General features: G+C 45.6%; 26 protein-coding genes. 9 read left to right on the top strand and 17 right to left on the bottom strand.

Annotated features, from left to right (window positions below; translation table 11 throughout):
• Positions 1-288: 288 nt before the first annotated feature.
• The 4 genes from AB4513_RS20255 to rlmJ all read left to right on the top strand — a co-directional run bounded on the left by AB4513_RS20255 (position 289) and on the right by rlmJ (position 4,869).
• Positions 289-771, top strand: coding sequence for a hypothetical protein (locus AB4513_RS20255; RefSeq protein ID WP_009846061.1), 483 nt, complete (start codon positions 289-291; stop codon positions 769-771).
• 273 nt (positions 772-1,044) lie between these two features.
• The gene (gene secD / locus AB4513_RS20250) at positions 1,045-2,844 is read left to right on the top strand and encodes a protein translocase subunit SecD (protein ID WP_009846062.1); all 1,800 of its coding nucleotides are present in this window, start codon (positions 1,045-1,047) and stop codon (positions 2,842-2,844) included.
• Between the two features lie 2 nt (positions 2,845-2,846).
• Complete coding sequence (gene secF / locus AB4513_RS20245; RefSeq protein WP_009846063.1) at positions 2,847-3,770, top strand: protein translocase subunit SecF; 924 nt, start codon at positions 2,847-2,849, stop codon at positions 3,768-3,770.
• Between the two features lie 232 nt (positions 3,771-4,002).
• The gene (rlmJ, locus tag AB4513_RS20240; protein WP_009846064.1) at positions 4,003-4,869 is read left to right on the top strand and encodes a 23S rRNA (adenine(2030)-N(6))-methyltransferase RlmJ; all 867 of its coding nucleotides are present in this window, start codon (positions 4,003-4,005) and stop codon (positions 4,867-4,869) included.
• A gap of 268 nt (positions 4,870-5,137) precedes the next feature.
• Here the strand turns inward: rlmJ and AB4513_RS20235 are convergent, their stop codons facing one another.
• From AB4513_RS20235 to AB4513_RS20220, 4 genes are all read right to left on the bottom strand, one after another.
• Positions 5,138-5,959 (bottom strand): HNH endonuclease signature motif containing protein, encoded by an 822-nt coding sequence (locus AB4513_RS20235; RefSeq protein ID WP_009846065.1) that lies wholly within the window; start codon positions 5,957-5,959, stop codon positions 5,138-5,140.
• A 206-nt stretch (positions 5,960-6,165) separates the two neighbouring features.
• A complete protein-coding gene (locus AB4513_RS20230; RefSeq protein WP_009846066.1) occupies positions 6,166-7,254 on the bottom strand; it encodes an alkene reductase in 1,089 nt (362 codons plus the stop codon).
• Between the two features lie 84 nt (positions 7,255-7,338).
• Positions 7,339-8,577: an MFS transporter gene (locus AB4513_RS20225; RefSeq protein WP_009846067.1), complete on the bottom strand. Its 1,239-nt coding sequence runs from the start codon at positions 8,575-8,577 to the stop codon at positions 7,339-7,341.
• Positions 8,578-8,667: 90 nt separating this feature from the next.
• Positions 8,668-9,351, bottom strand: a complete 684-nt coding sequence (locus AB4513_RS20220) for an SDR family oxidoreductase (RefSeq protein ID WP_009846068.1) — start codon at positions 9,349-9,351, stop codon at positions 8,668-8,670.
• A 173-nt stretch (positions 9,352-9,524) separates the two neighbouring features.
• Between AB4513_RS20220 and AB4513_RS20215 the strand changes: the two genes are divergently transcribed.
• On the top strand, positions 9,525-10,454 hold the full coding sequence (locus AB4513_RS20215) for a LysR family transcriptional regulator (RefSeq protein WP_009846069.1): 930 nt from the start codon (positions 9,525-9,527) through the stop codon (positions 10,452-10,454).
• A gap of 132 nt (positions 10,455-10,586) precedes the next feature.
• Here the strand turns inward: AB4513_RS20215 and AB4513_RS20210 are convergent, their stop codons facing one another.
• Both AB4513_RS20210 and AB4513_RS20205 read right to left on the bottom strand, forming a co-directional pair.
• Positions 10,587-12,614 carry an alkyl sulfatase dimerization domain-containing protein gene (locus AB4513_RS20210; RefSeq protein WP_232281799.1) on the bottom strand — a complete coding sequence of 676 codons (2,028 nt, stop codon included), beginning with the start codon at positions 12,612-12,614 and terminating at the stop codon, positions 10,587-10,589.
• 237 nt (positions 12,615-12,851) lie between these two features.
• Positions 12,852-13,691, bottom strand: a complete 840-nt coding sequence (locus AB4513_RS20205; RefSeq protein WP_009846071.1) for a LysR family transcriptional regulator — start codon at positions 13,689-13,691, stop codon at positions 12,852-12,854.
• A gap of 221 nt (positions 13,692-13,912) precedes the next feature.
• Here AB4513_RS20205 and AB4513_RS20200 point away from each other — a divergent pair, with 221 nt between their 5' ends.
• From AB4513_RS20200 to AB4513_RS20185, 4 genes are all read left to right on the top strand, one after another.
• Positions 13,913-14,305, top strand: a complete 393-nt coding sequence (locus AB4513_RS20200) for a GFA family protein (protein ID WP_009846072.1) — start codon at positions 13,913-13,915, stop codon at positions 14,303-14,305.
• Between the two features lie 56 nt (positions 14,306-14,361).
• Positions 14,362-14,829 carry an OsmC family protein gene (locus tag AB4513_RS20195; RefSeq protein WP_009846073.1) on the top strand — a complete coding sequence of 156 codons (468 nt, stop codon included), beginning with the start codon at positions 14,362-14,364 and terminating at the stop codon, positions 14,827-14,829.
• A gap of 122 nt (positions 14,830-14,951) precedes the next feature.
• On the top strand, positions 14,952-16,184 hold the full coding sequence (locus AB4513_RS20190; protein WP_102257693.1) for a MalY/PatB family protein: 1,233 nt from the start codon (positions 14,952-14,954) through the stop codon (positions 16,182-16,184).
• A 234-nt stretch (positions 16,185-16,418) separates the two neighbouring features.
• Positions 16,419-16,763, top strand: coding sequence for a ribosome recycling factor family protein (locus tag AB4513_RS20185; RefSeq protein ID WP_012601239.1), 345 nt, complete (start codon positions 16,419-16,421; stop codon positions 16,761-16,763).
• Between the two features lie 133 nt (positions 16,764-16,896).
• On the opposite strand, the gene AB4513_RS20180 is transcribed toward AB4513_RS20185, so the two are convergent.
• From AB4513_RS20180 to AB4513_RS20130, 11 genes are all read right to left on the bottom strand, one after another.
• Entirely contained in the window at positions 16,897-17,136 is a 240-nt protein-coding gene (locus tag AB4513_RS20180; protein WP_004732698.1) for an RNA-binding protein, read from the bottom strand.
• 113 nt (positions 17,137-17,249) lie between these two features.
• Entirely contained in the window at positions 17,250-17,924 is a 675-nt protein-coding gene (locus AB4513_RS20175; protein ID WP_102257692.1) for an SDR family NAD(P)-dependent oxidoreductase, read from the bottom strand.
• Between the two features lie 206 nt (positions 17,925-18,130).
• Positions 18,131-18,394, bottom strand: coding sequence for a hypothetical protein (locus AB4513_RS20170; protein WP_017098840.1), 264 nt, complete (start codon positions 18,392-18,394; stop codon positions 18,131-18,133).
• Positions 18,395-18,646: 252 nt separating this feature from the next.
• Complete coding sequence (locus tag AB4513_RS20165; RefSeq protein WP_102257691.1) at positions 18,647-19,186, bottom strand: DUF3833 domain-containing protein; 540 nt, start codon at positions 19,184-19,186, stop codon at positions 18,647-18,649.
• Positions 19,183-19,770 (bottom strand): chalcone isomerase family protein, encoded by a 588-nt coding sequence (locus AB4513_RS20160; RefSeq protein ID WP_102257690.1) that lies wholly within the window; start codon positions 19,768-19,770, stop codon positions 19,183-19,185. The genes AB4513_RS20165 and AB4513_RS20160 overlap by 4 nt, the downstream gene beginning before the upstream one ends.
• Before the next feature lie 3 nt (positions 19,771-19,773).
• Entirely contained in the window at positions 19,774-20,295 is a 522-nt protein-coding gene (locus AB4513_RS20155; protein WP_102257689.1) for a DUF2878 domain-containing protein, read from the bottom strand.
• The gene (locus tag AB4513_RS20150; protein WP_102257688.1) at positions 20,273-21,553 is read right to left on the bottom strand and encodes a cyclopropane-fatty-acyl-phospholipid synthase family protein; all 1,281 of its coding nucleotides are present in this window, start codon (positions 21,551-21,553) and stop codon (positions 20,273-20,275) included. The genes AB4513_RS20155 and AB4513_RS20150 overlap by 23 nt, the downstream gene beginning before the upstream one ends.
• A 100-nt stretch (positions 21,554-21,653) precedes the next feature.
• On the bottom strand, positions 21,654-22,469 hold the full coding sequence (locus AB4513_RS20145) for a DUF1365 domain-containing protein (RefSeq protein ID WP_102257687.1): 816 nt from the start codon (positions 22,467-22,469) through the stop codon (positions 21,654-21,656).
• Entirely contained in the window at positions 22,466-23,737 is a 1,272-nt protein-coding gene (locus AB4513_RS20140) for an NAD(P)/FAD-dependent oxidoreductase (protein ID WP_102257686.1), read from the bottom strand. Before AB4513_RS20140 ends, AB4513_RS20145 begins: the two co-directional genes overlap by 4 nt.
• Positions 23,738-23,739: 2 nt before the next feature.
• Positions 23,740-24,471: an SDR family NAD(P)-dependent oxidoreductase gene (locus AB4513_RS20135; protein WP_102257685.1), complete on the bottom strand. Its 732-nt coding sequence runs from the start codon at positions 24,469-24,471 to the stop codon at positions 23,740-23,742.
• Positions 24,471-24,902 (bottom strand): nuclear transport factor 2 family protein, encoded by a 432-nt coding sequence (locus AB4513_RS20130; protein WP_017090021.1) that lies wholly within the window; start codon positions 24,900-24,902, stop codon positions 24,471-24,473. Before AB4513_RS20130 ends, AB4513_RS20135 begins: the two co-directional genes overlap by 1 nt.
• Between the last annotated feature and the right edge of the window lie 6 nt (positions 24,903-24,908).

The raw sequence follows: 24,908 nt of genomic DNA, 5'->3' as shown, positions 1-24,908 counted from the left end.
TAAAGCCTAAAGCCTAAAGCAGACTGAAACACTTAACCCAAAGCCAAGCGCACATCGCTTGGCTTTCTTGTTTTTACACCATTCATAATATCTATGCACCAAGCTTTGTTGAGCTCTTTTTGAGGTATATAAATCTAAATGCCGTGAGTGCCTAATCGGTTGCATCGTATCATTTTCTAAAAAAATGTTTTAAATCAAGACAGCGTTTCATTTGTATTGTAGATTGACGATCTACGAGAATGTTGTTTGGATATTAGATTGCTTAAATTAGGTACCCGATTAGTCTTAATGTTGTTTTTACTGAGCTTTGGCTTAGTGAACTCTAACGGCTATTCGTTCCCTTCTAAGCCATTTCAAATTCATTCGGCTCAAGAGCAATCTTCACAGAATGAACAATCTTCCTCGATAAAACAGTGTAAACAAGCCGCTACGGATAATCCGTCGAGCTACTTAGAGTGCGATAAGGTTCCGTTTGGTACCGTGCCTTATGGTGACAGTTCCAACTATCATGACACCGAGTCGAGCCTCCAAGCTGCAAACTTCAGACGTATGCTCAGTAACGAGCAAGAAAGCGTGGCCGATCTTGAGCCTGCTTATCATCTACTGATCGACTTTTCACCCCCTTCATTACTGGCTTCTCTGCTCTTCAACACGCCGTTGTTGGATTCCAAGCAGCACTGGACCAGCATTGTGAGTTCTCCGTCCTCCCGGCTTTCTGGGTGGAAAGAGGGCAACATTCAATACTCGCATTTCCGAGAACTTCTTAGCTAATCGTTTGACCTTAAATTGGTCGTATCGATGATCGCCTCGCGCTCGTTGAACTCGCCAATTAACCCAATATAGCGACACACAATTATTAGCCTCACTGTTACTCAATCAGCTTGTTTTGGTTGTGACTAGTTGTCGTTTGTGTTCGCAAAACATTAGTTATACCAATCGCAGTAAATAACTGGCCATCCTAGCTGGTTAAAACGCTCGATCACTGCTTTTTCCCGGCGCTATTTTTGAGCACGTGTTTACGGTGATTGGTAAAAAGAAGAGATCTTGACTGTGAAAAAACGCATTCCAAGAAAACAAATTAACCACTACTCAAAGTGGAAATACGTGGTGCTTATTGCCACCATCATCATCATGATTCTAAGCGCTCTACCTTCTTGGTTTGGCGAAGATGCCTCGGTTCAAATCAGTAACCGCTCTGAGCAGACGATCGACGCCACTCAAGTGACGCAATATCTTGCTAGCGAAGGCATTCAAGCCAAATCAGCCTTTCAAAAAGACAAACGTTTAGTGGTCATCTTAGAAGATGCTGAGCAACAAGCGAAAGCCAAAGAAGTACTCAATGAGCGCTTCCTCGACAACGCGACGGTTGCGCTAGCGATGGAGCCAGCAGCACCTAAATGGCTGACTGACATGGGCTTTGCACCGATTCAGCTAGGCCTAGATTTACGCGGTGGAGTGCAGTTCTTATTAGAAGTGGACATGGAACCGGTTTACCACGCACAAGCTCAAGCGATGGTCGACGAGGTGACCAGTCAGGTGCGTTATGCACGCGGTAAAGTGGTCAACGACCAGGTTCAGTTTGATTTCCGTACCGACGCCGATTTCGAAAAAGCACAAAAGCTGATTCGTGAAGAGTTCCCACATTGGCTACGTGATCGTTCAGATAAGTCACTGACGTTAACTCAGTCTGAAGAAGAGCAAAGAACGCTACGCAACCTAACAGTTCAACAAAACCTGCAAATCATGCGCAGCCGTATTGAAGAATTAGGCATCACAGAAGCATCGATTCAACGCCAAGGTGAAAGCCGTATTCGTATTGAATTGCCAGGTGTTCAAGACCCTGCAGCAGCAAAAGACGTGATTGGTGCAACCGCATCTTTGGCGTTCTACTCTGTTTACGACAATGCAACTCGTAATACTCAAACGCTAAAAGATACAGATGGCAATCGTGTCGTTGTCGCTCGCAAAGCAGTACTGAGCGGTGAACACATTATTGATGCTCGTAGTGGCATTGGTGAGATGGGCAGCGCAGAAGTAAACATTACCCTAGATTCTTCTGGTGGTAAGAAAATGTCCGAGTTCTCACGTCATAACATCGGTAAGCCAATGGCAACCGTGTACAGCGAATACAGTCGTGATAGAGCGGGCAACAGCAAGCAAGACAGTGAAGTGATCAGTGTGGCAAACATCCAGTCTCAACTGGGTAGTCGTTTCAGAATTACTGGTGCTGGCAGCTTGGCTGAAGCGCAAGAGCTTGCGTTACTGCTGCGTGCGGGTTCATTGACTGCGCCAGTGACCATCATTGAAGAACGTACCATTGGCCCATCTTTGGGTGCTGAAAACGTAACTAACGGCTTTGCTGCTTTGGCACTTGGCCTTGGCCTTACGCTAACGTTTATGGCGCTATGGTACCGCCGTCTTGGTTGGGTCGCGAACTGCGCATTGGTGGTTAACATGACCACATTGTTTGGTTTGATTGCGCTGCTACCGGGTGCGGTATTAACTCTGCCGGGTATTGCGGGTTTAGTACTGACCGTCGGTATGGCGGTAGATACCAATGTGCTTATCTTCGAACGTATTCGAGACAAGATGAAAGAAGGCCGCAGCTTTGCTAGCTCCATCGATCGTGGTTTTGACAGTGCGTTCTCTTCTATTTTCGATGCTAACGTCACCACCATGATCGTTGCTGTGGCTCTATATACCATTGGTAATGGACCGATTCAGGGCTTCGCTCTGACACTGGGCTTAGGCCTTCTAACCAGTATGTTCACGGGCATTTTTGCTTCACGAGCGATCATCAATTTGGTTTGGGGGCGTGACCAACGCCACGATGTAAGAATTTAAGCATGAGTATTTCAAATATGACTATTTCAAACAGCAGCATGACTCGCCTTCGTAAGGTGATGTCTGTGATTTCTATTGTGCTGTTCATGAGCTCTGTGATGCTGGTGGCAGTGAAAGGTTTTAACTGGGGCTTGGACTTTACTGGCGGTGTGGTTGCCGAGGTTCAGCTCTCTGATCAAGTAACCAAAGATGCGTTAAAAACCAAACTTGATACGGCTTTCCAACAAGACGTACAAGTGGTTGGTATGGCAGAACAGGATCGCTGGACAATTCGTTACAGTCAACTGACAGACGCTCCACAGCCAAACTTAGTGGATGCTTTGTCTTCTGTAAGTGACCAAGTAAAAGTGCTTAACAGCAGCGTGGTTGGCCCTCAAGTGGGTCAAGACATGGTTGACCAAGGTGGCTTGGCGGTATTGGTGTGTTTCCTAATGATCATGCTGTACCTGAGTGTACGATTTGAATGGCGTTTAGCACTCGGTGCCCTTGCCGCGATCATCTATGACGTGACGCTTATCTTGGGTCTGTTCGCTTTTACTCAGTTTGAGTTCAACCTGACTGTGTTAGCGGCTGTGTTGGCGATTTTGGGTTATTCATTGAATGACTCGATCATCATTGCCGACCGTGTTCGTGAAATGCTGCGTGGCAATCCAAGCGGTGATACTGACAACCTGCTTAACGAATCAGTTAAAGCGACCTTCTCACGCACCATGGTGACTTCAGGAACAACTCTAATAACCGTCTCTGCGCTTTGGCTACTGGGTGGCGCGGCACTGCAAGGTTTCGCTATTGCACTCGTTGTGGGTATTGTCAGCGGTACGTGGTCCTCCATTTCAGTAGGCATCACCCTACCTAAATTACTTGGCCTACAGCCTTGTCACTATCAGGTGAAACCAGTAGTAGAAGTTGAGGGTGAGTATCCTTAGTTTCCTGATTGCTTAAGTTTTCTAATTGGATAGCGCTCAGCCTTAGTCCTCATTGACCAACGAGTGAGTTCAGCAAAGCCTTTCGTTTGTAGCAAGACGAAGGGCTTTATTTTTTATAAGAGTCAACTGGTTAGAGAAAAGTGAGCCTATTTAAAAAAACAATGGATTGAGCAGGCAAGCCCTCATTATATGAAGTATGTTTATATGACGTCAGTAGAAATGAGGCAAGGGAATGGAATATCGACATCAATGTCATGTAGGCGACCACGGTGATGCACTCAAGCATCCAGTATTGAGTGCACTGGTTAAATCATTAATGCAGCAGCATTCACGCCTGAATGTTATCGACACCCACTCAGGTACAGGCTGTTATGATTTAACTACCGCACCAAGCAATCACGCGGGTGAGTTTGCAGAAGGGGTCGGGTACTTGTGGCGAAATAAAGCTTATCTTCCTCCGGCCTTTGCTTCATTTATGTCGGTGCTGGAATACTACAATCCGAATCAACTTATCTCTCTCTATCCGGGCTCAGCAGCCATCACTTACCAACAAGGCCGTAGCCAAGATAGTTTCTATTTTTCAGACATTCAGCAAGATGAAGCTGATTTACTGCAAACTAATATTGAGACGTTACAACGTGACCTTGATGTCTCAAGCAAGCTGACTATTTCCGCGGGTGATGGGCTTAAAGCGTTGCCTGATGACGTAGCAAAACACGATAATCATCACCTGATTGTTATCGATCCTCCCTATGAAACCGATTCTGAATATCTCGCGGTGATCGATGCCTTGGTTAAGGCGTATCAACAATCTGATAAGGTATCTGCACTAATTTGGTACCCGCTTTACACGGATGACAAGAGCTCACTGATTCTGAATCACTGTGTTACTGCAGTGAAAGATGGTTTGCTGCCAAGTCCGATTAAGTCGGAGCTTCGCCTTCGAGACCCTAAGGGTGATGATCGCCTAATCGGCAGTGGTTTGTTGTTATTCAACCCACCACAAGGCATTTCAGGAATAGTCGCAGATACGCTTGATTATTTACACAGCCAACTCTCGACCAATGGTGAAGGCTACTGGCAAATGAGAAGCCTATAGATCTGATTTTTATGGGTTTTATGATGATTTTCGAGATGTAGATCGCTAAATCATTTCAATCTGTATGGTTTAAATTGACCAAACTCTAACTTTTATCGATTGATTTATCGCGATGAATCATATAAAAATAGTACATCAATGCGCACAGGTGCATACTGGCTCATAAGTTAAATAATTACCCAAATTAATATCAGATTGTGGTTTACCCCCTAAACTGCATAAGGCTCGCACTAGTCACGCGAGCCTTTCTTTTGCCTGTCGAAAATGTTTACAACAGATTCTCTTCAATTTTTAGTGCTTTCTCGATGAGTTTCGCATTGAAATCTGCAGCTTCCACAGAGTAATGTGCTTTACGATGGCAAGTCGGACAGAGTGCAATTACATTTTCAGGGCAATCAGCTCCACCATCAGCTAACCGTGTCAGGTGATGCACTTCTAGGTAAGGACCTGACTTGGTCTCAAAAGGCGAGGGCACACCACAACCTTCACAAAGCCCATTTGCTCGTTTCTTTGCGTAAAGCTTGATTGCTTCACTGCGGTACTTCACATGCGTGAGTTGTTCTTTGGGGTCAGCTTTTAGTGGCGTTGAAGCTAACGCAATGTCTCGTAATTGCTTCAGAGACTTACTTTTAGTCGGCTTAGTAAGGTATGAAACTTTCGGAGATTGAATGATGTTTCCGATACTTTGAGGGACGATATCTAAATGGAAAACTATTGCATCACGGAGTTGATCGTTCTTGTCTGGGCGCTGTTCGATGTGATGACAGATGTAGTTGCAAACACCGACGAATCTTACGAAGCCAGTTGAGACTGATTCGAATAAGAGAATCTCTTTGAGGTTGTTTTGGTGTTCAAAGATGGCCAAGTTTCCTTTAACCATTTGCATATCACCTTCTTGCCCTTCTCCTGTATATCGGAAAGTGCCGTCTGCACTAAAACCATCAGAGTAGCCAAATTCTTCACCAGCATCGCTAGTGAAGATAAACACATATGGGTGAGCAGCCGGCGTCGCGATACCGCCATATTGCTGACCTTTGTAATGACCGTGTATATCTGTACGTCGATTGTAAACCTGTCCTACATTGAACAATGGAGAGTCCTCATTTATCCGTTTAAATCGGAATTATTATTGATATTTCTATAATTAATTTTTGTGTAAAGTTCAAATATAACAGTGGTTTAAGTTGAAATGTGCAATTGGATTTTCGAGTGTAAAAAGGTATCGGCTCGGTCACGTTTCTAGACAATTAAGCCTGCAGTACTCTGCAGGCTTGGTGTTTGTTTAATGCTTTATCACTACAACGCAGGGTAATCGATATAGCCTTTTTCGTTGCCGCCGAACAGAGTGGCGCCATCAAGATCGGATAGTTCATTGCCGTTTTGTAGGCGTGATACGAGGTCTGGATTCGCAACGAATGGGCGACCAAATGCGACGAGGTCGGCGTAGCCTTTGCTTAACACTTCTTCGGCGCGTTCTGGTGTGTAGCTGCCAGCAACGATGATGGTGTTAGAGAATAGCTCTCTTAGCTCTAAACGGAAGCTTTCAGGTATCACAGGTGCGTCATCCCAATCTGCTTCTGATAGATGCAGGTAAGCGATGTCGCGTGCTTGTAGCGCCTTTGAAGCTTCTAAAATAGTTGGCACGATGTCTGGGCAGTTCATGTCTTTGAAGGTGATGAACGGAGCTAAACGAACACCCACCTTATCGGCACCAATCGCATCAATCACTGCATCCACCACTTCGATTAGAAAACGAAGTCGGTTCTCGCGGCTGCCTCCATAGTTGTCGGTGCGCTTATTTGAATTGGTTCTTAGGAATTGATCGATGAGGTAGCCATTACCACCGTGGATTTCCACTCCGTTGAACCCTGCCTCGACTGCTTTTTTCGCTGAGTTAGCAAAATCTTGAACAACACGATCGATATCGGCTTGGGTCATCTCTCTTGGTTGGATGCAATCCACCATGTTGCCGTTACCATTCTCATCAGAGATCCAAACCTGCGTTTCTATAGGTGCCAGTGCTGAAGGTGCAATCGGCAACTCGCCTTTTTGAAAGGTAGGGTGTGATACTCGGCCTACGTGCCATAGTTGGCAGAATATCGCGGCACCTTGCTCTTTTGCTGCTGTTGTTACTGATTTCCAACCTTCGATTTGCGCATCGGTATAGACGCCGGGTGTGAATGAGTAACCTTGAGAGTCATCTGAAATTTGTGTGGCTTCAGTGATGATTAGCCCTGCACTTGCTCGTTGTTGGTAATAAGTCGCCATCATGTCGTTTGGCACGTTTCCAGGCTGGCTGGTGCGAGCGCGTGTCATGGGTGCCATAACCACACGGTTTTGCAGCTCTAGGCCTTTCAGTTCTGATGTTTCGAATAACTTGTTCATGATCTCTACCTTTATGAATTTTTAGTGCTGTGCCAATTCCAGTTTGATAATGAATTGGCACTTTGAAGTTACGGAGTTCTTAAATTATTTAGCTTCTGTGGGTGCAAATATTGAGTTGCTTTGTGGTTTCTCTTTTCGGTTAGCTTTAGCGATTAAGAACAAGCCGACGATAGGAACCACAACGGCTGCGAACGGAATCATGCCTGCGCCTAGTTGGCTGTCGAGTACCATGCCACCAAGGAATCCACCAAAGGCATTGGCTAAGTTAAACGCTGAGATATTCGCAGTTGCTGCTAGCTCTTGCCCTTCGCCACCGTGGTTCATTACTCGAAGTTGCATGGCAGGGACGTTCGCAAATGATGCAATACCAAAGACAAATGCAGCTGCAACGAAGAGGATTTTGTTGTCTACCACAAGGCCAACTACCACCAATGAAATGATCATCGCGATAGCCCAAAACATTGAAGCTTTGCCTAGGTTTTTATCTGAAGAGCGTCCGCCCAAGGTGTTACCGATGATTAAGCCAACACCCACTATCACTAAGATCCAAGTCACTGATTCTTGACTGTAACCTGTGATGTGCATGGCGATTGGCGCAAGGTAGCCGTAAAGCGTCATGAAGCCAGACCAAGCAAAAGCGGTGATTGCTAAGCTGATCAGTAACATTGGATTTTTGAACGCTAGAAGCTGAGTTTTGATGTCCTTCGCTTCACTGTGACCTGTCGACTTAATCGAAGTCAGAATGGCAAGCATCGCGATAGTGCCAAGTGCTGCCACGGTAAAGAAAGTGGTGTGCCAACCGAATTGCAAGCTGACCCATGTACCAGCTGGAACGCCAAGAACGTTAGCGAGTGTTAAGCCTGCGAACATCTGGCCAACGGCACGACCTGCCATTTTTTCAGACACTAAGTTGGTTGCAACAACCGCACCGATACCATAAAAAGGGCCTTGCACTAAGCCTGCGATAACACGGCTGGCAAGTAGAAGTGGGTAGCTAGGAGCAAGGGCTGATAAGACATTACCGATGATGAACAGTGCCATTAAGCCAATCAGCACCATCTTCTTGTTAAAACGTGCTAGGTAGATGGTTAAGATCGGGCCGCCGATAACGATAGCCAACGCGTAAGCACTGATAAGGTAGCCAGCTTGACCTTCTGTGATTGAAAGTGATGTGGCGATCTGTGGAAGAATGCCTGCGATAACAAACTCAGCCGTGCCGATTGCAAATGCAGCGAGTGTCAGTATCCAAACTTGGAATGGAATCTTTTCTTTATGGGTAGTTTCTTTATGGATAGTTTCTTGGTGGACAGTTTCTTGTTTCATGATGATCTACCTATGTAAATTCTTGTTTGTTAGGACGTGAGATACACGCCCTAACGATTGTTCTTTATGTCTTTGCTTCTTTGCGGAGTGTTAGCCGAGTAGAGCGCCGCCATCGATATCGATGATTGACCCAGTGACGTATGGGTTATTAATTGCGAACAGGTAACCCATGGCTATCTCTGAAGGCTCGCCAACCTTGCCTGCGGGTAGGTTGTTTTTGGCGTTGTCGTACATGCTTGTACGAGCGGAATCGTCCATGTTTTTGTAGGCTTCCGTCATGGTTAAACCCGGGCTAACGGCATTGACTCGAATGGGGGATAGCTCTTTCGCCAGTATTTTGGTTACGCTTTCTAGTGCGGCGTTGATGGCGGTTTTTACGTAAGTGCCTGCCACAACCTTGCGTGACAACATGCCAGTTGTGAACGTGATAGAGCCGTTTGGTGTCATGTAACGAGCGGCATGTTTGGCTACGTTTAAGCTGCCCCAAAACTTAGTGTCAAAAGCTGTCTTAGCGTCTGCGGTTGCTACGTCTGTTACTTTTCCTGCGGGAGCGGATGAGCCAGCCGTTACGATTAAGTGGTCAAACACGCCAATCGATTCGAAGTATTCACAAATCGACTTTTCATCCGTGATATCAACGCCGGTGTGTCGGCTGGCAATATGTACCGTGTTGTTCTCGTTTCTTAGTTGCATCGCTAGTGCTTTGCCGATACCTGATGTGCCACCAATGATGACGAAAGTGTGTTTCTCTTGTTTAGTCGATTCGTTAGTCATGCTCTGAATTCCTGCGTTGTTCTGTTGATGTTTGCCATTATATTTATTCGACTAAATTTGATAATTGGTTAAAATATAAATTCATTATTCGGTTAAACTGAATAGTGTGGCTGAGTATTCAAATCGAGCATTAAGATCGAGAAGTAAGACGAAGAGGTGGAAGCGAGAATCGTATGGATAAGTTTTCAGATATGGCGATGTTCGTGAGCATTGTTAAGCATCACGGGTTAGCTGCGGCTGGGCGAGAGTTAGGGCTTTCTCCTGCGACCATGACAGCAAGGCTGCAGGCGCTTGAAGAACGATATGGTGTGAAGTTGTTGAATCGAAGCACGCGTCATGTGTCTTTGACCGACTCTGGGGAGTTGTATCACAAGGCATGTTTGGAGATTTTAGACAACGTCAGTGAGGCCGAAAACCTGATTCAAAATGGCGTAAAAGAAGTCAAAGGCTCGCTAAAGATTGCCGCGCCAAAAGACATCGGAAAGCAGTACATTCTTCCTATTCTTTCGGAGTTTTGCCAGCAGTATCCGGACGTTATTCCTTACCTGTATTTGAACGATAACCTCTCGAACATTGCTGAATCTGGCATGGATATCGTGATTCGTTATGGTGAACTGGTCGACAGCAGTTTGATATCCAGACGCTTATCACCAAGCCGACGTGTGTTGTGCGCTTCTCCTGAATATCTTGCTAAACATGGAACACCGTTAACACCACAAGATTTGGTCGAACACGACTGTTTAGCCATGCTGCGTAGCAATGAAGAGCTCAAGACATGGCACTTCCAAGACAATGATATGAAGAAGTCGGTGACGGTTGTGCCGAAGCGATTTTCAGACGATGGCGAAGTGATTCGCTACTGGGCATTAAAAGGTGAGGGCATTGCGCTTAAATCGGTGTTGGATGTGCAAGATGACATCAATAACCAACGCCTTGTGACTCTGCTTAATGGCTACATGAAAAACTTCAATACCGCGATGTCGGTGTCGAGCGCCGACTTGAATGTGGTGTACATCAGCAAGAAATATCAGCCGAAGCGTATCCGACTGTTTTTGGATTTTCTGTTTGAGCGGTTTGGCGATTACGTCAGCTCGAGTCGTTAATTTCCGAGTTAAACAAGTAAAAGAAATACAACGATGGCAACCGCTAACGCCCTTGGGATAAAAGTATCTTTGTCTATCATGGGCACCTCTTATCGTGCCTCAAATGAATGAGGCACGGGTTATTTATTGGGGTTAACGAAGGTGTAGATAGAACGGAGAGAAGGTATCAATCACATCAACCAAACGTTGAAGTTGCTTGATATCGCCCTTGGTTGCTTTCGCTGTTGATTCTTCAACATTGATGTCTTTGACTAAGAACAAGTGAACAAGGTCTTGTTTTGACATATCGACGGTGAGATCGGCGCTCTCAGAGCTAAAACCATTGTCGACAGCCATTGTGCGGTTAGACACGTTGACAAGGTATGGGCTTCCATCCACAACAAGGTTGATGACGTGCGTCTCGTTGGTGTTCAATTGCTCGGCTATTAGGCGAGTTGGAATCAGTGACATCACATCATCGGTTGGTGCCTCAACGAACTTGCTGGCATCGCCAAAAAAGTTCATTGTATCGAGTACGCCATCTAGTTCTCCGCGAAGCTCTGCTGCACCTGTGAGTGCCCAGTGACGCCAACCCGGGGTCGATTGTTCCCAACCCCAACGCTCTAGCGCAACGGCTTTTTGTCCACGAGCATACATATCGTTGTGATCGACTCGGATAACATGCGTTAGGATCTGCATCGCTTCACCGTACTGTTGTTTCTCGATCATGCGATCCGCAGCCTTTCTAATGGCGTCTGAGCCACCCATCATATCAACGTAAAGTTGCGCCATGTCTTTGTGTGCAGGCTTCGCAAGCTCACTGGCATCACCATTGAACCAACCAACATTACCCGCATAGATATTGGCAACATTTTGATATTCTGAGCCACGCAACGGGCGAAGGTAATCGTGATCTTTGAGTTCTTCAGGCAGACGGATACTGTCCGAAAGCTCATGCATGGTATAGCCTTTGTTGATATGGCGAACCGTTTGATCTTGCATGTAGCGCAGTGAATCCGCGTAGGCTTTCATTACATCTTCAACACGCTCTTGGCTTACTGCAGAACGGCCGTGGTGTAGGGAAAGCGTTTTTGGCTGATAGCGGCGCATGCGGTCTATAGAGTCTGCCCATTCAAGGCCGTCACGGTACTCGGTACCACGAATGGTGTAGAGGTTTGGAATGGTTTCACCTTGAATGGTATCGCCACCGACCATGTCTCCCGTTTCATGTACATAGAGTGCAACACCATCTGGCGCTTCTCCTGGGGTGTGGAAAAACTCCAATGTAAGGCCATCTACCTTCATGATCATCAGATCGTCGACTAAGATATTTGGCGCGAAGAAGGATTTGTTTTGTGATTGCATCACGATGTCTGCTGGGTAGCCAACACCTTGGTTTACCCCTTTATCGTAGTCATTGTTATGAGGGATAAAGGCACCAAATGCATACGCGGTTCGAATCGACTGTTGATTAAGATAAATGCCAGACTCTTCATTCATTTTCTTCTGGAAATCAACATGAGCGATGACATTAATTTTGCCAGATTCGAAGTCTTCACGCGTTGCTAGCCCCTCGGTTCCTGCCCATTGATCTGGGTGGTGGTGAGTATAGAAAATCGTATGAACCTCACGCTCGTCTCCAGTTGCGTCACGGTAAGCCGACAGCATGGCTTCACCGGTTTCAGCCGTTGAACCAGCGTCGATAATGATCAGTCCTTTGTCACCCTGAAGGAAGGTGATCGAAGCTCCCTCAAAGCCAAATGCGTTGTACATGCGGTCTGATAGCTTAAAGATCACAGGGTTGGTCATTGCTTCTTCCATCGCTGCTAACTCTGGATGAATTTTGCCTTCTTGCTGCGCCTTTTCCATGTTTTCTTTGTTGTATTCCGGCGTGAATAGAGGTTCACCTCGCCAGATTATTTCTGGGAATGACCCCGCTAGTTTTGTCGAGGCATTTTCAGATAAAGGGAAGTAACTTTGCTGCTCAGCAGACATGGTTGGAGAGAGAAACTCAATGCCATTAGCAAACGGGTCATAGTTATTAGAAAGCACAACATCGTACTCGCTCATATCGAATGAGTGGTCATGGTCGCCGTGAGTTAAACGCTCTGATGCGTGATGAGAGTGAGCCATCACATTGCAAGACGCTAAGATTGAGAGAGCAATAATGGTTTTTTTCATAGTGTTACCCTGGTTCTGTATTTCGTATGAATCAGACTCAGAATCCATCCTGTTTCGTCGTTCTTCAAAAGTTGAAGGATACGAGGGTGTGTAATAGGCCTCGTTGATGACGATATCTTAGGCAGTTTTTAAGCGGCGAACCATTGGGTAGTAACTATAAAACACATAGATTTTATCTATGTAATTTGGTTTATTTTGTCTTTATTTGCGACTTCTCATTACTTGCATAGTTTTTGTTTATTTCTTGGAAGGTGGCGTTAGATGCTTTTTGATGTGTTCTCGAACTTGAGCATGTCGCTGATCTTGAATACTGCGTTTGTGATAAATCATTTTCATTTCGTAGTTACGCAACGCAAATGGCGGTTCGAGGACTTTTAGCCCTAACTCTTCTGCTAAATTAAACATGGACTCACTGACAATACACACCGCGTCAGAGTTACGAGCGTTCAGCAGTAGATTCGATTGACCGGAAACTTCTCGAACCACGTTACGCTCAAATGCTTCTTCAGTTCGGGTTTCTAGCGCGCTTACATTTTTGTCTTTTAGGCGCAGCATGATGTGCTCGGCGTTTTTGAACTGCTCAAGGGAGATGGTATCGCCAATCGTTGGGTGGTCTTTACGACACGCAAGTGCGAGCTTTTGGGAGCCGATCGATTCGACAATAAAGGAGTGATCAGTAACAGAGATGTCGTCGACAACAATATCCACCTCTCCGGTTCTTAGTTTGTCCAAAATGCTGTATTCGATGGCGGGAGTTTCAACAAAGTAGACGCCTTCATAGCCAGGGAGTGCCTGCATGATCACTTCTGGGCAGCAGATTTTTAGCTTTCTCTCTTCTTCAAATACTGAGTCGAGCCGACCTAATATTTCTCGGCATTGCTCAGCAAGATAATGCGCATCTTCTGTCGGCTGAATTGAACGACTGGTGCGATAAAACATGATCTTTCCGCTCTGCTCTTCAAAGTTTTTTATCGCGGCGGTCATTGATGGCTGAGTCATATTCATATGTTCTGCTGCCTTAGAAATACTCTTGAAGTCATAGGCTGCGAGAAAGTGTTTAATCAGATTGAGATTCATATAGGTGTGCCCTGTAGAAAGAGATTAAATAGTTTGAATACGACTCAGTGATCGTTGTGTCGATGATGGTAGAGTCAGTGGTGCCGAGATTTAGCTTAAATTATGTGTTGAGAACATGCGCTATATATTTGTTGGAAAACACATTTTTTTACCAAAATAACAAATCACGATATGATGGGTGAAAAGTAACCAGCAACCAGTAACTAGAACAAGGAGTGCTCATGAAACAGGTCGGAGATACGGTTATCAAACCTTTTCACAAGGCAGCCTGCCATTGTGGTGCGGTTGAATTAGAGCTCAGCTTACCTAACGGGATAGAAAAACCACGCCGTTGTGATTGTTCTATCTGCCGTCGTAGAGGGGCGATTGTAGGCTCTGTGGCGCTGGATGGTATCAAGATCCTCAAAGGTGCTGAGCATCTCAAGCTTTATCAATTCAATACCCACACCGCGAAGCATTACTTCTGCTCAAACTGCGGTATCTATACTCATCACCAACGCCGCTCAAGCCTCAATGAATATGGATTTAACATCGGTTGTTTGGAAGGAGTAAACCCTTTTGATATTGGCGATGTGGTGACTAATGATGGTGTCAATCACCCTGCTGATCGCTAAATAACTCGTCGTTTGAGAACCAATTATTTGATAACTAATGGATAGAGGAAGGGATTATGTCTGAATATAGTGCGGTGATTCGTTGGGCTCGTGGTGACGATGAAGCCTTTAGTGACAACCAATACAGTCGCGGTCATACGTGGGAGTTCGATGGTGGTATCACTGTGCCAGCTTCATCTTCTCCTCATGTTGTGCCACTGCCGTTTTCGGTGGAAGCGAATGTCGACCCAGAAGAAGCGTTTATCGCGGCACTTTCTAGCTGCCATATGCTGACGTTTTTGGGCATTGCTGCAAAGCAGAAGTACGTGATCGACTCTTATGTGGATGATGCGATTGGTGTGCTGGAAGAAGATGAATCTGGCCGCTCGTCTATCACTAAGGTGACTCTGCGACCTGATATTGTGTTCTTAGGCACTAAGAAGCCAACTGCCAAACAGCTCGACAAACTGCATCATTTAGCGCACAAAAACTGCTTTATCGCGAACTCGGTCAAGACTGAAATTGTGGTCGAGATGCGAGATTAATTTAAATTAGTCACAAGATTTCTCTGGAAGCTTCGTCTTTTGAGCCTTGTCATCGTCTTAAGGGTATTCAGGCAATCCAGTTGATTGCAAAAGAACCAAACACACTATTTGAGGAACCCTCCATGACAGCGTTTAACAGTGCATCGAATTACGGTGAACATGCGTTTATCAAAAGCAAACCAGAGATGCTAGAGAGCATTTACAACACCACCGATGTATTCCCATATTGGGTTGCCGATATGGATTTTCAGGTAGCAGAACCGATCACTCAAGAGCTGAATCGTTTGGTTGGGCGCGGTGTGTACTCTTACGAGTTTCATGAGCAGGCGGTGTTTGAAGCGCTTTCTCAATGGTATTCAATGCGTCATGGCTTGAACCTATCTGCTGATAAGTTCGTTCAGGTGCCGGGTGTGCTTTCTGGTATCGCGTTGTTACTGCGTCAATTCACCAATGAAGGTGATGGTGTGTTAATCCATACGCCAGCGTATCACCAGTTTTCTAACTTGGTGAACAAGGCTAATCGTCAGGTGGTGAACAGCCCACTGATTAATGATGAGCAAGGTTACCGCATTGATTTCGATGGTATGGAACAGCAGATAATCGAACACAAAGTAAAAACGATGATTTTCTGTAATCCTCACAACCCAACAGGTCGTGTGTGGACACAGCAAGAAATTGAACAAGTCATCGAGATCGCCAAGCGCCACGATGTGCTGATCATCAGCGATGAAGTCCACTCAGACATTATCTTTGAAGGTCACGCTTTCACTAGCTTGACCAGCTTTGATTACGACAAGGTCATCACCTTGATTGGCTCTCCGGCGAAAACCTTTGGCATGCACAGCATCTCAAACGGCTATGTGTACACCAACAAAAATGAGCTATTTGAAGCGTTCAAAACCAATGTCGCGGCGATGTATCTTGACCATGGTAATGCCTTGACGACGTTTGCGACGATTGCTGCCTTCGAAAAGGGTGAAGAGTGGTTAGATGGTATGTTGGCGTATCTGCAAGGCACAGTTAAGTGGATTACCGAATTTTCAGAGCAGCGAATTCCTCAGTTAAAAGTCTTCCAACCGCAAGGCACTTACCAAGTGTGGTTTGATTTTTCTGAGTTAGGTTTCTCGGAAGAAGATTTAAAGAGCGTGGTGTTTGAACAAGCTAAAATGGGATTAACACCGGGCGGCTGGTTTGGCGCTGAGAGTTATCATTTTATGCGAATGAACATCGCGACTTCGCGTGACAATATTGAGCAATCATTTACTGCGTTGGCTGATGCGATTGAGGGTTTTGAGCGAGGAAGTCAGGAGAGTTCAAACTGCTGCGATAGTGGCAATTCAAAAAGCTGCTGTTGATTATCCATGTTGAATTGAAAATGCTTAGCCGCTGATGCTGATGCTGATGCTGGTGCTGATTCTGATCAATAGGCTGTAAAGTACGAAAAACCGCGAGGCTGCTTAGCGCATCACTGGCGGTTTTTTTGTGTCTGTGTAATTCTAAGCATGATTTTATTGATAGAGAATTTTGAGTTGCTGAGTGGTAGTTAGAGAGCGCTTGGATGATTAGTAGAGATTGGTTGGCAGAGAGTTATGTTTAGTGTCCCACTGAATAGTTTTGTACATCGTGTGAGTGATAAAAGCCAAGTGATGGCGAATGCGACTGAGTGTGGATGCCAGTTGAAGCGAGTTCGACGTTCACGCAACTGGCTGTTGGTGGCTCAAGATCATCAACTCATTGAATTTAAAACCAAGTTAACCCATGAAAAAGACGATTGGATAGCAACTGCAATCGACAAAGTGCTGCCTAAGCCTGTGGTGTGTTTGGCATCGTTGTTAGCCGCTACGCCCTCGATGACGGTCGCGCAGTTAGTGATGGAATCAGGATGTTCAATGGCAGAAGCAAGGCGTGCTATTGATGAACATGAAGGGTTGTAGGCGTATTCGAATCGTGAGCAGCAAAAAGCCCGTAACGATATTATGCTTATTCAGCGCAATATCGTTACGGGCTTTATTATCTGCGCTTATGCTGCTTAAGCTAAGCCATGTGGCTTATAAAGCGTTTACTCGATTAAGAGTTCGCTACTTTTACACGAATCGTGTTTTTGCCAAGCTTTGACAAGTTTAGCTTGTTTAGTGCCGCTTTCGCTTCTTCGTGCTCTGGCATTTCAACAAATGCAAAGCCTTTAGATTCGCCAGTTTCTTGGTCTAAAACTAGGCTGCACTCTTTTACTGAGCCGAACTCAGAAAATAGAACACGGATGTCTTGCTCAGCAGTAGAGCGCGATAGGTTACGAACTAGAAGTTTCATAATAAACCTTGAATATGAATTTACGCCGAGCATTGTCGCACACTTTCATGCTCACCCTCACAAATAATTAGCTCGAATAGCTCTGTTTACCTGTTCGACGCTCTCTTTGACCGTTAACCGCGGTTTATCGTGATATCTGATACAAATCCATGCTCAGTGCTGGTTAACGCCTGTTGCAGCATTTGAGCGGCTTCTTGAGCTGTCATAAAGCTTGAAGTATCCATTGCTTTGCCGCTGGTTCCCCAAAACTCTGTCGCCATTCCGCCGGGATAAACCGCAACGATTTTCATCGGGTGACCTTTGAGCTCTAACCTTACCGATTCGATAAAGCCTTTTACTGCCCATTTTGCTGCGCAGTAGGTGGACTCTTCTGCTTTAGCGCCTTGAGCCGCGGTCGACATCACGACTGCAATGGTGACGGGTTGATCTTTGTAACGCTGAACCAGCTCGCGAATCAGAAATATCGAGGACTCGATATTGTTTTTGAGCATGTCACTGATCGCCGCTGGATCTTGCTGTTCTATCTTACCGAAGTATCCACTGCCAGCGCTGTGAACCACCAGTTTTGGTGTTTCTGGCAATGCATCAAGCAGTTCGCTCACGGAGTTCGGGTCACATAGATCACAGGTTTGGCTAACGGTATCTGCTGGCAGGCTTTTCGCTAATTCAGCTAAACGCTGTGAGCTGCGGCCAGTGATCATTAAGCGCTGACGGCTGTTTGATGCGTTCGCATATTGCTTAGCTAAAGCTGCGCCTAAACCGCTGCTTGATCCGGTGATTAAAATCATGGGGACTCGGGATTGTTGAATTGAATCGAGATAGTAAGGCTTTGAAAGCTTGTTTTCTGAGATCTAAGACCAAGATGCTGAGGCTCATGACTAAGATTGCTCGATAGAATTGAGGTTTGAGAAAGTGATGTAAGCCAGGACGGAAAAAAGAAGGAGTACTAAAAAGTAAAAACGCCGGCATAGCGCCAGCGCTTTTGAAAATCAGATTACTCGTCGTCGAACTGTTTGGTCGTGAATGAGTCTTCGATTCTGTTGAGCTCTTCTTGATCTTTCACTCGCTGTTCTTCTTGGCGAATGACTTTCGCTTCATTGAAGCGTTTCTTTTCCGACTTAGTCAGGAATTTTACAGCTTTCTTGTTGGTCAGTGCGTAAGCAACTACGTCTTCGCCTTTTTCTCTGCGGTCGTTTACGCGTTGTGAGAAACGTTCATTGTCGCGAGCTTTACGCTCCGCTGAGGTCAACTTGCTCATGCTTTAAAGCCTTTTCAATTATTCATGGTAGGGAATCTACGCTTAGCGAAACAAATGGGGACTGCTTAGTGTCAGTCTAGTCCATTTGTATGCTGGTGGCGCATCTTAGCACAGTGGCTTGAGCATGCAGGTATGCTATTCGAGGGATTAAACAAAACAGCCCACAATTTTCGTTGTGGGCTGTTTTGTTACGTACTGTAGTTATCGATGAAGTTAACGATTGGAAACTGACAATTAGAAACGGCAGTTACATCAAATCTTCTCGATGTATAAGATGACCTCTCCGACTTTAAAGCCAAATTTAGACATCTCAGTTTTGTTGAACAAGCGTTTGTCGTCCATCAAGAACATCCAGTCGTCTAGCACCACTTCATAGGTGCTGCCGTCGACTTCGATTTCTAAGTCGTATTTCCAATACAGAGCAGAACCTAGAGTCTCGCCATAAGCGGTACCGACTACATCATTAGCGGTACCCGAATAGGTGTTTTCGCCGGTTTTTAACAGGTTCCAAACGCGTGTTGAGCGTTCGCCATCAGCAAAAGAAAACCACTCTTTGATTTCTCCTTTGTCACCGTCCCAGGTCGCGACGAGCTTAGCGTCAAAACGGCGTAGTAGGTTACCAGAACGGTCAAGCACGATGCCGTAGGCCATCAATTCACCGTCAAAGAAGGTTTCCAGCTTGAGCTCTGGCGTGGTGTCTGCGTGATTCTCTAAACTTGCAGAGCCACAACCTGTTAGCCAAGTGAGTGAAAACAGTGCCAAAGCAAATTTTATTGTTGTTTTTGGATTCATTTGTTCAAACCTAATAGTTGTTTGCGTAGACCGGGCTCAGAGGTGTTTTCAGATAACCAAATGGCTAGGAAAGCGTCACCAAACTGCTTGTCTTGAATGATACCGATAGGCTGCTCATCGAAGTAAAAACGACTCACGTTGTCTTCGGTTACGCGGATAGTGAGTGTGCTTCCTGCTTCTACGTTGGGCCACATCTCGTATAGAGGCTTCAACCAACGTTGGATATTGTTGTTGGAGTAACCAAGTTTGCTCCATTGATCTTGGGTAGCATCAACGAGGTCTTTGCTGTCAATCGCACGGTAATATTCAAGCTTTAACGCGCGTTCAGAATTGGTTGGGGTCGCGTAGAATTCAGCTGAGTAGAGTGTCCAAAACAGGTAGCTCATCTCACCTTGGCCGCGTTTGCTTAGATTATCTACAGCGGAAGCTTTAGCGCTTCCTGCGAATAGCAGTGCCGCGCAAATGAGGGTTAAGGTGACTAAGCTAAATAGTCGATTTCTTGATTGCTCGCTTGCTTGTGTGCGAACGCGACTATTATCGCTCTTAGAATTGAGCGCTTGCGTAGGGTTGCGTGGAAAAGCCATAAGTCACCTCGTTGTTGCCATTTTGGGTTGTACTAAGTTGGAGTAAGCGGCCACCAGTAAGGGCAACAAAATCCCCCAACTTAATGCAAGGGCAGCTAGCACCGATGCATCTGGCCAAGTAGTAAGAAGGGCGCCTGCTTTGATGCCTCCCCAATAACTACTAGTACCTGCTACGAACCCTATGACAAACAAGATCACTTTTGAGCATTTTAAAAGCCAATTCAGGCTGTGATTGAAACTGATTAAGAACATGATCCACAGGCAAATGAGCCAAACTGGAAACCAAGATTGATTAGCAATTTCAGAGTCGACGGCAAAAATACCGAAGTGGAGCATGAGGCTATCAAGCAATAGCCCCAATGGTAATAAGACGAGTATTTTCAAGTCGCTACTGCGAGTTGGAGAGAGAAGGAAGTGAACCACCACGATCAATGGCGTGACGAACGGGGCTTGCGCGGTAAAGAAGGCGCTGCAAACCCAGGTCGCTTGAAACAGAACGAGATTAATAATCCAAAACCGTTTCATCTTTTGCTCCAAAGTAACGAGGTTTTCTTGCGACAAGGTGATGAGTACTGATCACGCGCTCTAGGAATGCCCCTTCGCAGTAACAGAAGTAGAAAACCCAAAGGCGTTTAAACTCTTCTGAATAGCCTAATGACTCGAGCTCTTCCCAGCTGTTTTCAAAGGCGACGTTCCAGTCGTTGAGTGTTCGAGCGTAGTGAAGGCCAATGTCATCAATTTCTTGGACGACAAGGTCGGTGCTGGTGGCAAGATGTTGAGTCATCACGGCAACCGAAGGTAAACAACCTCCGGGGAAGATGTACTTCTGAATAAAGTCGACGCCTTTACGGTATTTATCATAACGACTGTCGGCAATGGTAATCGCTTGAATCAGCATTTTTCCTGAAGGCTTCAACAGAGAAGAGCACTTTTCAAAGAAGGTTTGCAGATATTCATGTCCGACCGCTTCTATCATCTCGATAGACACCAACTTGTCATACTCACCAGAGAGGTTGCGATAATCCTCTTTCAGTAGGGTGATTTTGTCGGTTAAGCCGAGTGCTTTGACTCGCTGTTCTGCCAGCTCGTGCTGAGCATCTGAAATGGTAGTGGTCGTAACGTGACAGCCGTAGTGCTGAGCCATAAATATCGCTAATCCGCCCCAGCCAGTGCCTATCTCAACCACGTTATCTGATTCAGACAGCTCTAAACGCTCACAGATGGTTTTCATTTTGTTCTGTTGTGCTTTCGACAGAGTTAACGCATCTTCGCTGTAGATAGCAGAAGAGTATTGCATTGAGCTGTCTAGGAAGCGCTCATATAGCTCGTTACCGATGTCGTAGTGGGCGAGAATGTTACGTTTAGAGCCTTGCTCTGTGTTGGCGTTCCTACGGCGTAGCAGTAGATTTTTGATTCGTGAAATCCATTGCGTCTTGTCATCAAGCTCGTCTAACTGTGCTTGATTTCGAGCCATGATTTGAATGACTTTGGTGAGATCTGGGCTGGTCCATTTTCCATCAATGTAGGCCTCAGATGCACCAATACTGCCGCTCATTACTACATCTCGATAAAAGCTCGCATCATGGATAACGATTTGAGCGCTTAAAGTCGCTTCTCTGTTTCCGAACACCGAATGCTTGTCTCGTTCTATTACTTCGAGTTTTGCGAATTGCAGACGTTCTAGAACCTTGAAAATTAGAGCTCGATATTTGCAGTTGCTTGAAACAGCAACGGCTTTAGCTTGTTGTTCTACGTTGTTGTTTTGTTTTGCAAGCTGTTCCATGGAAACCTCGCTGAGAAATTGTTTTAAATTTAGTTTTACTGGCTGATGGTTAGAACTGCTGGTCTCGTTAGGCCAACCCAAGCCTTCAATTTAGACGTCTTTAAGGCGTTTTAGACGCTGAGTCTGGATGCGCCACAAACGGTACTTTTTTCAGAAATAATTTGAGAGCCTGAAAATAGATACCCATTACAACCTTGATTGTCATTGCTGGGATCCGCAGTACCGTTTTCCTAATGTTTGCTTTTGTTACCGACTGCTTTGAGAGTGCTAGTGTGGCATCAAAAATCTTGTCGCTACGATGACTCTCGATGTGTACTAACGTCCGTTTCGTTGGTGGCTTTATTTTCCACAAGTAGTTCATGTCTAAATCCATGAACGGTGAAACGTGAAACTCTTTTTTTACTTTCAACTCTTTGTGCATGTCGATGAGATAATAGTGTCTTTCTCGCCAAGGCGTGTTGCTCACTTCGGCCAACATGTAGCGACAATCACCAGTCTCGTCGTAACAGAAAAAACAGTTGATTGGGCTGAAATAAATCCCTAAACAACGGCACTGAGCCAGCATCGTCACACGGTTTGATTCAGACCAAACCCCACCAAGATGTTGTACTTTGGATGCTATACGTTGCTTGAGTGGTTTAGGTTCATCAGTCGTGACATTTTCTTTTTTTTCAGCGAGATAATCCGATTCGACAAAGCGAATCGGGTTGTACCACTGAGTACCGAATAAGCGACTGCGAGTGGTTGTTTGAGGGATTTCATCGAGATCTAATCCCATCATGTACAACTGGTAGCTAAATTCATGAGTAATATCGCCAAAGCGGCGGTGGCGTACGTTGCCCCAGTAAATGCCGCTGAGCTCTTCACTCTTTTCGGATGCTATCCCCATGTCGGATATGATGGTGTGAGTGTTCATCGTACTGAACTCGTGCTCAAATCTAGGCCAAAGCGCTTAGTCACATCGAGTGCACTGTGGACACCGTCTTCATGGAAGCCGTTGTACCAGTATGCGCCGGCGAAGTGCGTCTGGTTTTTGCCACAAATCTGCTCACGCTTGTGCTGAGCTTCGACCGTGTTCGAGTTAAGCACCGGATGATGATAAACAAAGCTGCGAATGATTTTTTCTGGGTCGATGGCTTCGCTCTGATTCAAGGTGACGCAGAAGGTGTCCTGGCTTTCGATGCCTTGCAGAATGTTCATGTTGTATGTCACACAGGCAGGTCGTTTACTATCGCCATCCAACATGTAGTTCCAACTTGCCCATGCAAGCTTTCTGTCTGGTAACAATCGGGTATCGGTGTGTAGAACCACTTCATTACGGCTGTATGGGATCTCGCCTAGAACCTGTTGCTCTTGCTCTGTCGCATCGCCGAGTAAACGTAACGCTTGGTCTGAGTGACAAGCAAATATCACTTCGTCGAAGTCTTGTGTAGCGCCATCTTCAAATTCAATCGTGACGCCCGCTTCATTGCGAGTGACTTGTTTGATCGATGTGTTCAAAGCGACGGATTTGTTCAAGCGTGAAAGGATGATTTCAACGTAAGAGCGCGACCCTTTAGGAATTACATACCATTGTGGACGGTTCGCGATGTCGAGTAGCCCGTGGTTGTAGAAGAATTGAATGAAGAATTTAAGCTCAAATTCTTCCATTTCCTCTAAGCTTGTCGACCAAATTGCTGCGCCCATCGGTAGGATGTAATGCTGGCTGAAAAAGTCGGAAAACTGGTTTTCACGTAGGAAGTTGCCCAAGGTAACATCCGGTGTGAACTCGTTACTTTCGAATTGAGCCTTACACAGTTTGTTGAACTTGAGGATGTCAGACACTAAAGACCAGAACTGAGGTTTGAAGATGTTACTCCTCTGCGCGAATAACGAATTGATGCTATGGCCGTTGTATTCGAATTTAGTTGTGGTGTTGTGTACGCTGAAGCTCATTTCGGTCGGTTGCCTTTCAACACCGAGTTGTGCGAGTAGCTGATTGAAATTCGGGTAGGTTCGATCGTTGAATACTATGAAACCTGTATCTATCGAAAACGCCGAGCCTTGATGTTCAATATCAACGGTAGCGGTGTGGCCCCCAACATAATCGTTCTTTTCGAATACGGTCACGTCGTGGTGCTTATCTAATATGTGTGCGCAAGTCAGTCCAGAGATGCCTGAACCTATAATGGCGATTTTCTTCATTGTTATACCATCCTTGAAGCGAGTTTTTGCCAAACTGGAGTTGGAAGCATTCTTAGTAGCTTCATCAACATGATGAATCGTCTTGGGAAATCGATTTCACTCTTTCCTTGAGCAATACCATTTACGATTCGCTGAGTTGCGGCCTCACTACTAATAATCATAGGCATAGAGAAGGTATTTCGCTCGGTTAATGGCGTTTCAACAAAGCCTGGGTGCACAATTGAGACATGAATATTGTGCTCGGCCAGATCAACCGACAGTGTTCTGCCTAAGTAGGTGAGGGCTGCCTTTGAAGCGCCATAAGCCTCGGCTCTTGGCAAAGGTAAAAAGCTGGCGCTGGAGCTTACTAAAACCAAACGGCCGCCCGGCTTAATGTTTTTTAACCAGGCTTTAAGGGCGTAGCCAATTGAAATTAGATTGATGTTGATGACGCGCTCGAAAAGCTCGGCATCAAAATTCACGGGGTCGTTGATGTACTCACAATCACCCGCGTTCAAGATCAGTAGGTCGAGCTGCTTATCTTGTTCGAGTGCAGGGAAATTGTGGTAATCGGTCAAATCAAAACAGAGTGGGTCAATTGACGAGTGCGATAAGTCTGTCTCGTGAGAATCAACCAAGGCTTGCAGCTTGTCTGGGTTACGGCCACAAGCAATCACCTGATGCCCTTGTTGAGCATAATCGATAGCGAGTGATTGGCCGATGCCTGAGGTCGCGCCTGTGATCATAATACGCATTATTGGCTCGCTCTCTTTTTGATGGATTTGATGGCGCAGCCCAGAACTGGAATGTGTTCATACAACATAGAGCCGACATCAAGATAGTCTCTGTGATAGACCACTTGACCGTCGAGCATCTTAAGGTGACTGTGTCCTTGCACTTCGATTGGCTTTTGCCCATTTAATTGCTTGTGAGCAAACTGCATCGTCCAATACACCGAAGCTTCGTCGTTCACTTCGAAAGTGTGTTCGATATGAAAGTAACAGCTCGTTACCTGGGTGTAGAGGTTCTCGAAGTAGTGCGTAAGCGCCGAAATACCGCTGACATGATGCAGCGGGTCTTGGAATTCAATATCAGGGTGATAAACTGTCTTAAGCACGTCGAAATTGTCGGTTCCGAGTTCTCGATACATGTTGAGAAAGTTATCAAGCCATAGAGAGTTATCCATAATATT

The sequence above is a fragment of the Vibrio sp. 10N.222.54.E6 genome (assembly GCF_041473955.1).
GTDB classification, from domain to species: domain Bacteria; phylum Pseudomonadota; class Gammaproteobacteria; order Enterobacterales; family Vibrionaceae; genus Vibrio; species Vibrio tasmaniensis_A.
This window is presented reverse-complemented; position numbering and strand designations above follow the sequence as displayed.

Excerpts from the sequence above, each read along its gene's own strand:
- AB4513_RS20255 (WP_009846061.1), top strand. The coding sequence starts at position 289 with ATGTTGTTTTTACTGAGCTTTGGCTTAGTGAACTCTAACGGCTATTCG.
- secF (WP_009846063.1), top strand. The coding sequence starts at position 2,847 with ATGAGTATTTCAAATATGACTATTTCAAACAGCAGCATGACTCGCCTT.
- rlmJ (WP_009846064.1), top strand. The coding sequence starts at position 4,003 with ATGGAATATCGACATCAATGTCATGTAGGCGACCACGGTGATGCACTC.
- AB4513_RS20230 (WP_009846066.1), bottom strand. The coding sequence starts at position 7,254 with ATGAACAAGTTATTCGAAACATCAGAACTGAAAGGCCTAGAGCTGCAA.
- AB4513_RS20225 (WP_009846067.1), bottom strand. The coding sequence starts at position 8,577 with ATGAAACAAGAAACTGTCCACCAAGAAACTATCCATAAAGAAACTACC.
- AB4513_RS20220 (WP_009846068.1), bottom strand. The coding sequence starts at position 9,351 with ATGACTAACGAATCGACTAAACAAGAGAAACACACTTTCGTCATCATT.
- AB4513_RS20215 (WP_009846069.1), top strand. The coding sequence starts at position 9,525 with ATGGATAAGTTTTCAGATATGGCGATGTTCGTGAGCATTGTTAAGCAT.
- AB4513_RS20210 (WP_232281799.1), bottom strand. The coding sequence starts at position 12,614 with ATGAAAAAAACCATTATTGCTCTCTCAATCTTAGCGTCTTGCAATGTG.
- AB4513_RS20205 (WP_009846071.1), bottom strand. The coding sequence starts at position 13,691 with ATGAATCTCAATCTGATTAAACACTTTCTCGCAGCCTATGACTTCAAG.
- AB4513_RS20200 (WP_009846072.1), top strand. The coding sequence starts at position 13,913 with ATGAAACAGGTCGGAGATACGGTTATCAAACCTTTTCACAAGGCAGCC.
- AB4513_RS20195 (WP_009846073.1), top strand. The coding sequence starts at position 14,362 with ATGTCTGAATATAGTGCGGTGATTCGTTGGGCTCGTGGTGACGATGAA.
- AB4513_RS20190 (WP_102257693.1), top strand. The coding sequence starts at position 14,952 with ATGACAGCGTTTAACAGTGCATCGAATTACGGTGAACATGCGTTTATC.
- AB4513_RS20185 (WP_012601239.1), top strand. The coding sequence starts at position 16,419 with ATGTTTAGTGTCCCACTGAATAGTTTTGTACATCGTGTGAGTGATAAA.
- AB4513_RS20180 (WP_004732698.1), bottom strand. The coding sequence starts at position 17,136 with ATGAAACTTCTAGTTCGTAACCTATCGCGCTCTACTGCTGAGCAAGAC.
- AB4513_RS20175 (WP_102257692.1), bottom strand. The coding sequence starts at position 17,924 with ATGATTTTAATCACCGGATCAAGCAGCGGTTTAGGCGCAGCTTTAGCT.
- AB4513_RS20170 (WP_017098840.1), bottom strand. The coding sequence starts at position 18,394 with ATGAGCAAGTTGACCTCAGCGGAGCGTAAAGCTCGCGACAATGAACGT.
- AB4513_RS20165 (WP_102257691.1), bottom strand. The coding sequence starts at position 19,186 with ATGAATCCAAAAACAACAATAAAATTTGCTTTGGCACTGTTTTCACTC.
- AB4513_RS20160 (WP_102257690.1), bottom strand. The coding sequence starts at position 19,770 with ATGGCTTTTCCACGCAACCCTACGCAAGCGCTCAATTCTAAGAGCGAT.
- AB4513_RS20155 (WP_102257689.1), bottom strand. The coding sequence starts at position 20,295 with ATGAAACGGTTTTGGATTATTAATCTCGTTCTGTTTCAAGCGACCTGG.
- AB4513_RS20150 (WP_102257688.1), bottom strand. The coding sequence starts at position 21,553 with ATGGAACAGCTTGCAAAACAAAACAACAACGTAGAACAACAAGCTAAA.
- AB4513_RS20145 (WP_102257687.1), bottom strand. The coding sequence starts at position 22,469 with ATGAACACTCACACCATCATATCCGACATGGGGATAGCATCCGAAAAG.
- AB4513_RS20140 (WP_102257686.1), bottom strand. The coding sequence starts at position 23,737 with ATGAAGAAAATCGCCATTATAGGTTCAGGCATCTCTGGACTGACTTGC.
- AB4513_RS20135 (WP_102257685.1), bottom strand. The coding sequence starts at position 24,471 with ATGCGTATTATGATCACAGGCGCGACCTCAGGCATCGGCCAATCACTC.
- AB4513_RS20130 (WP_017090021.1), bottom strand. The coding sequence starts at position 24,902 with ATGGATAACTCTCTATGGCTTGATAACTTTCTCAACATGTATCGAGAA.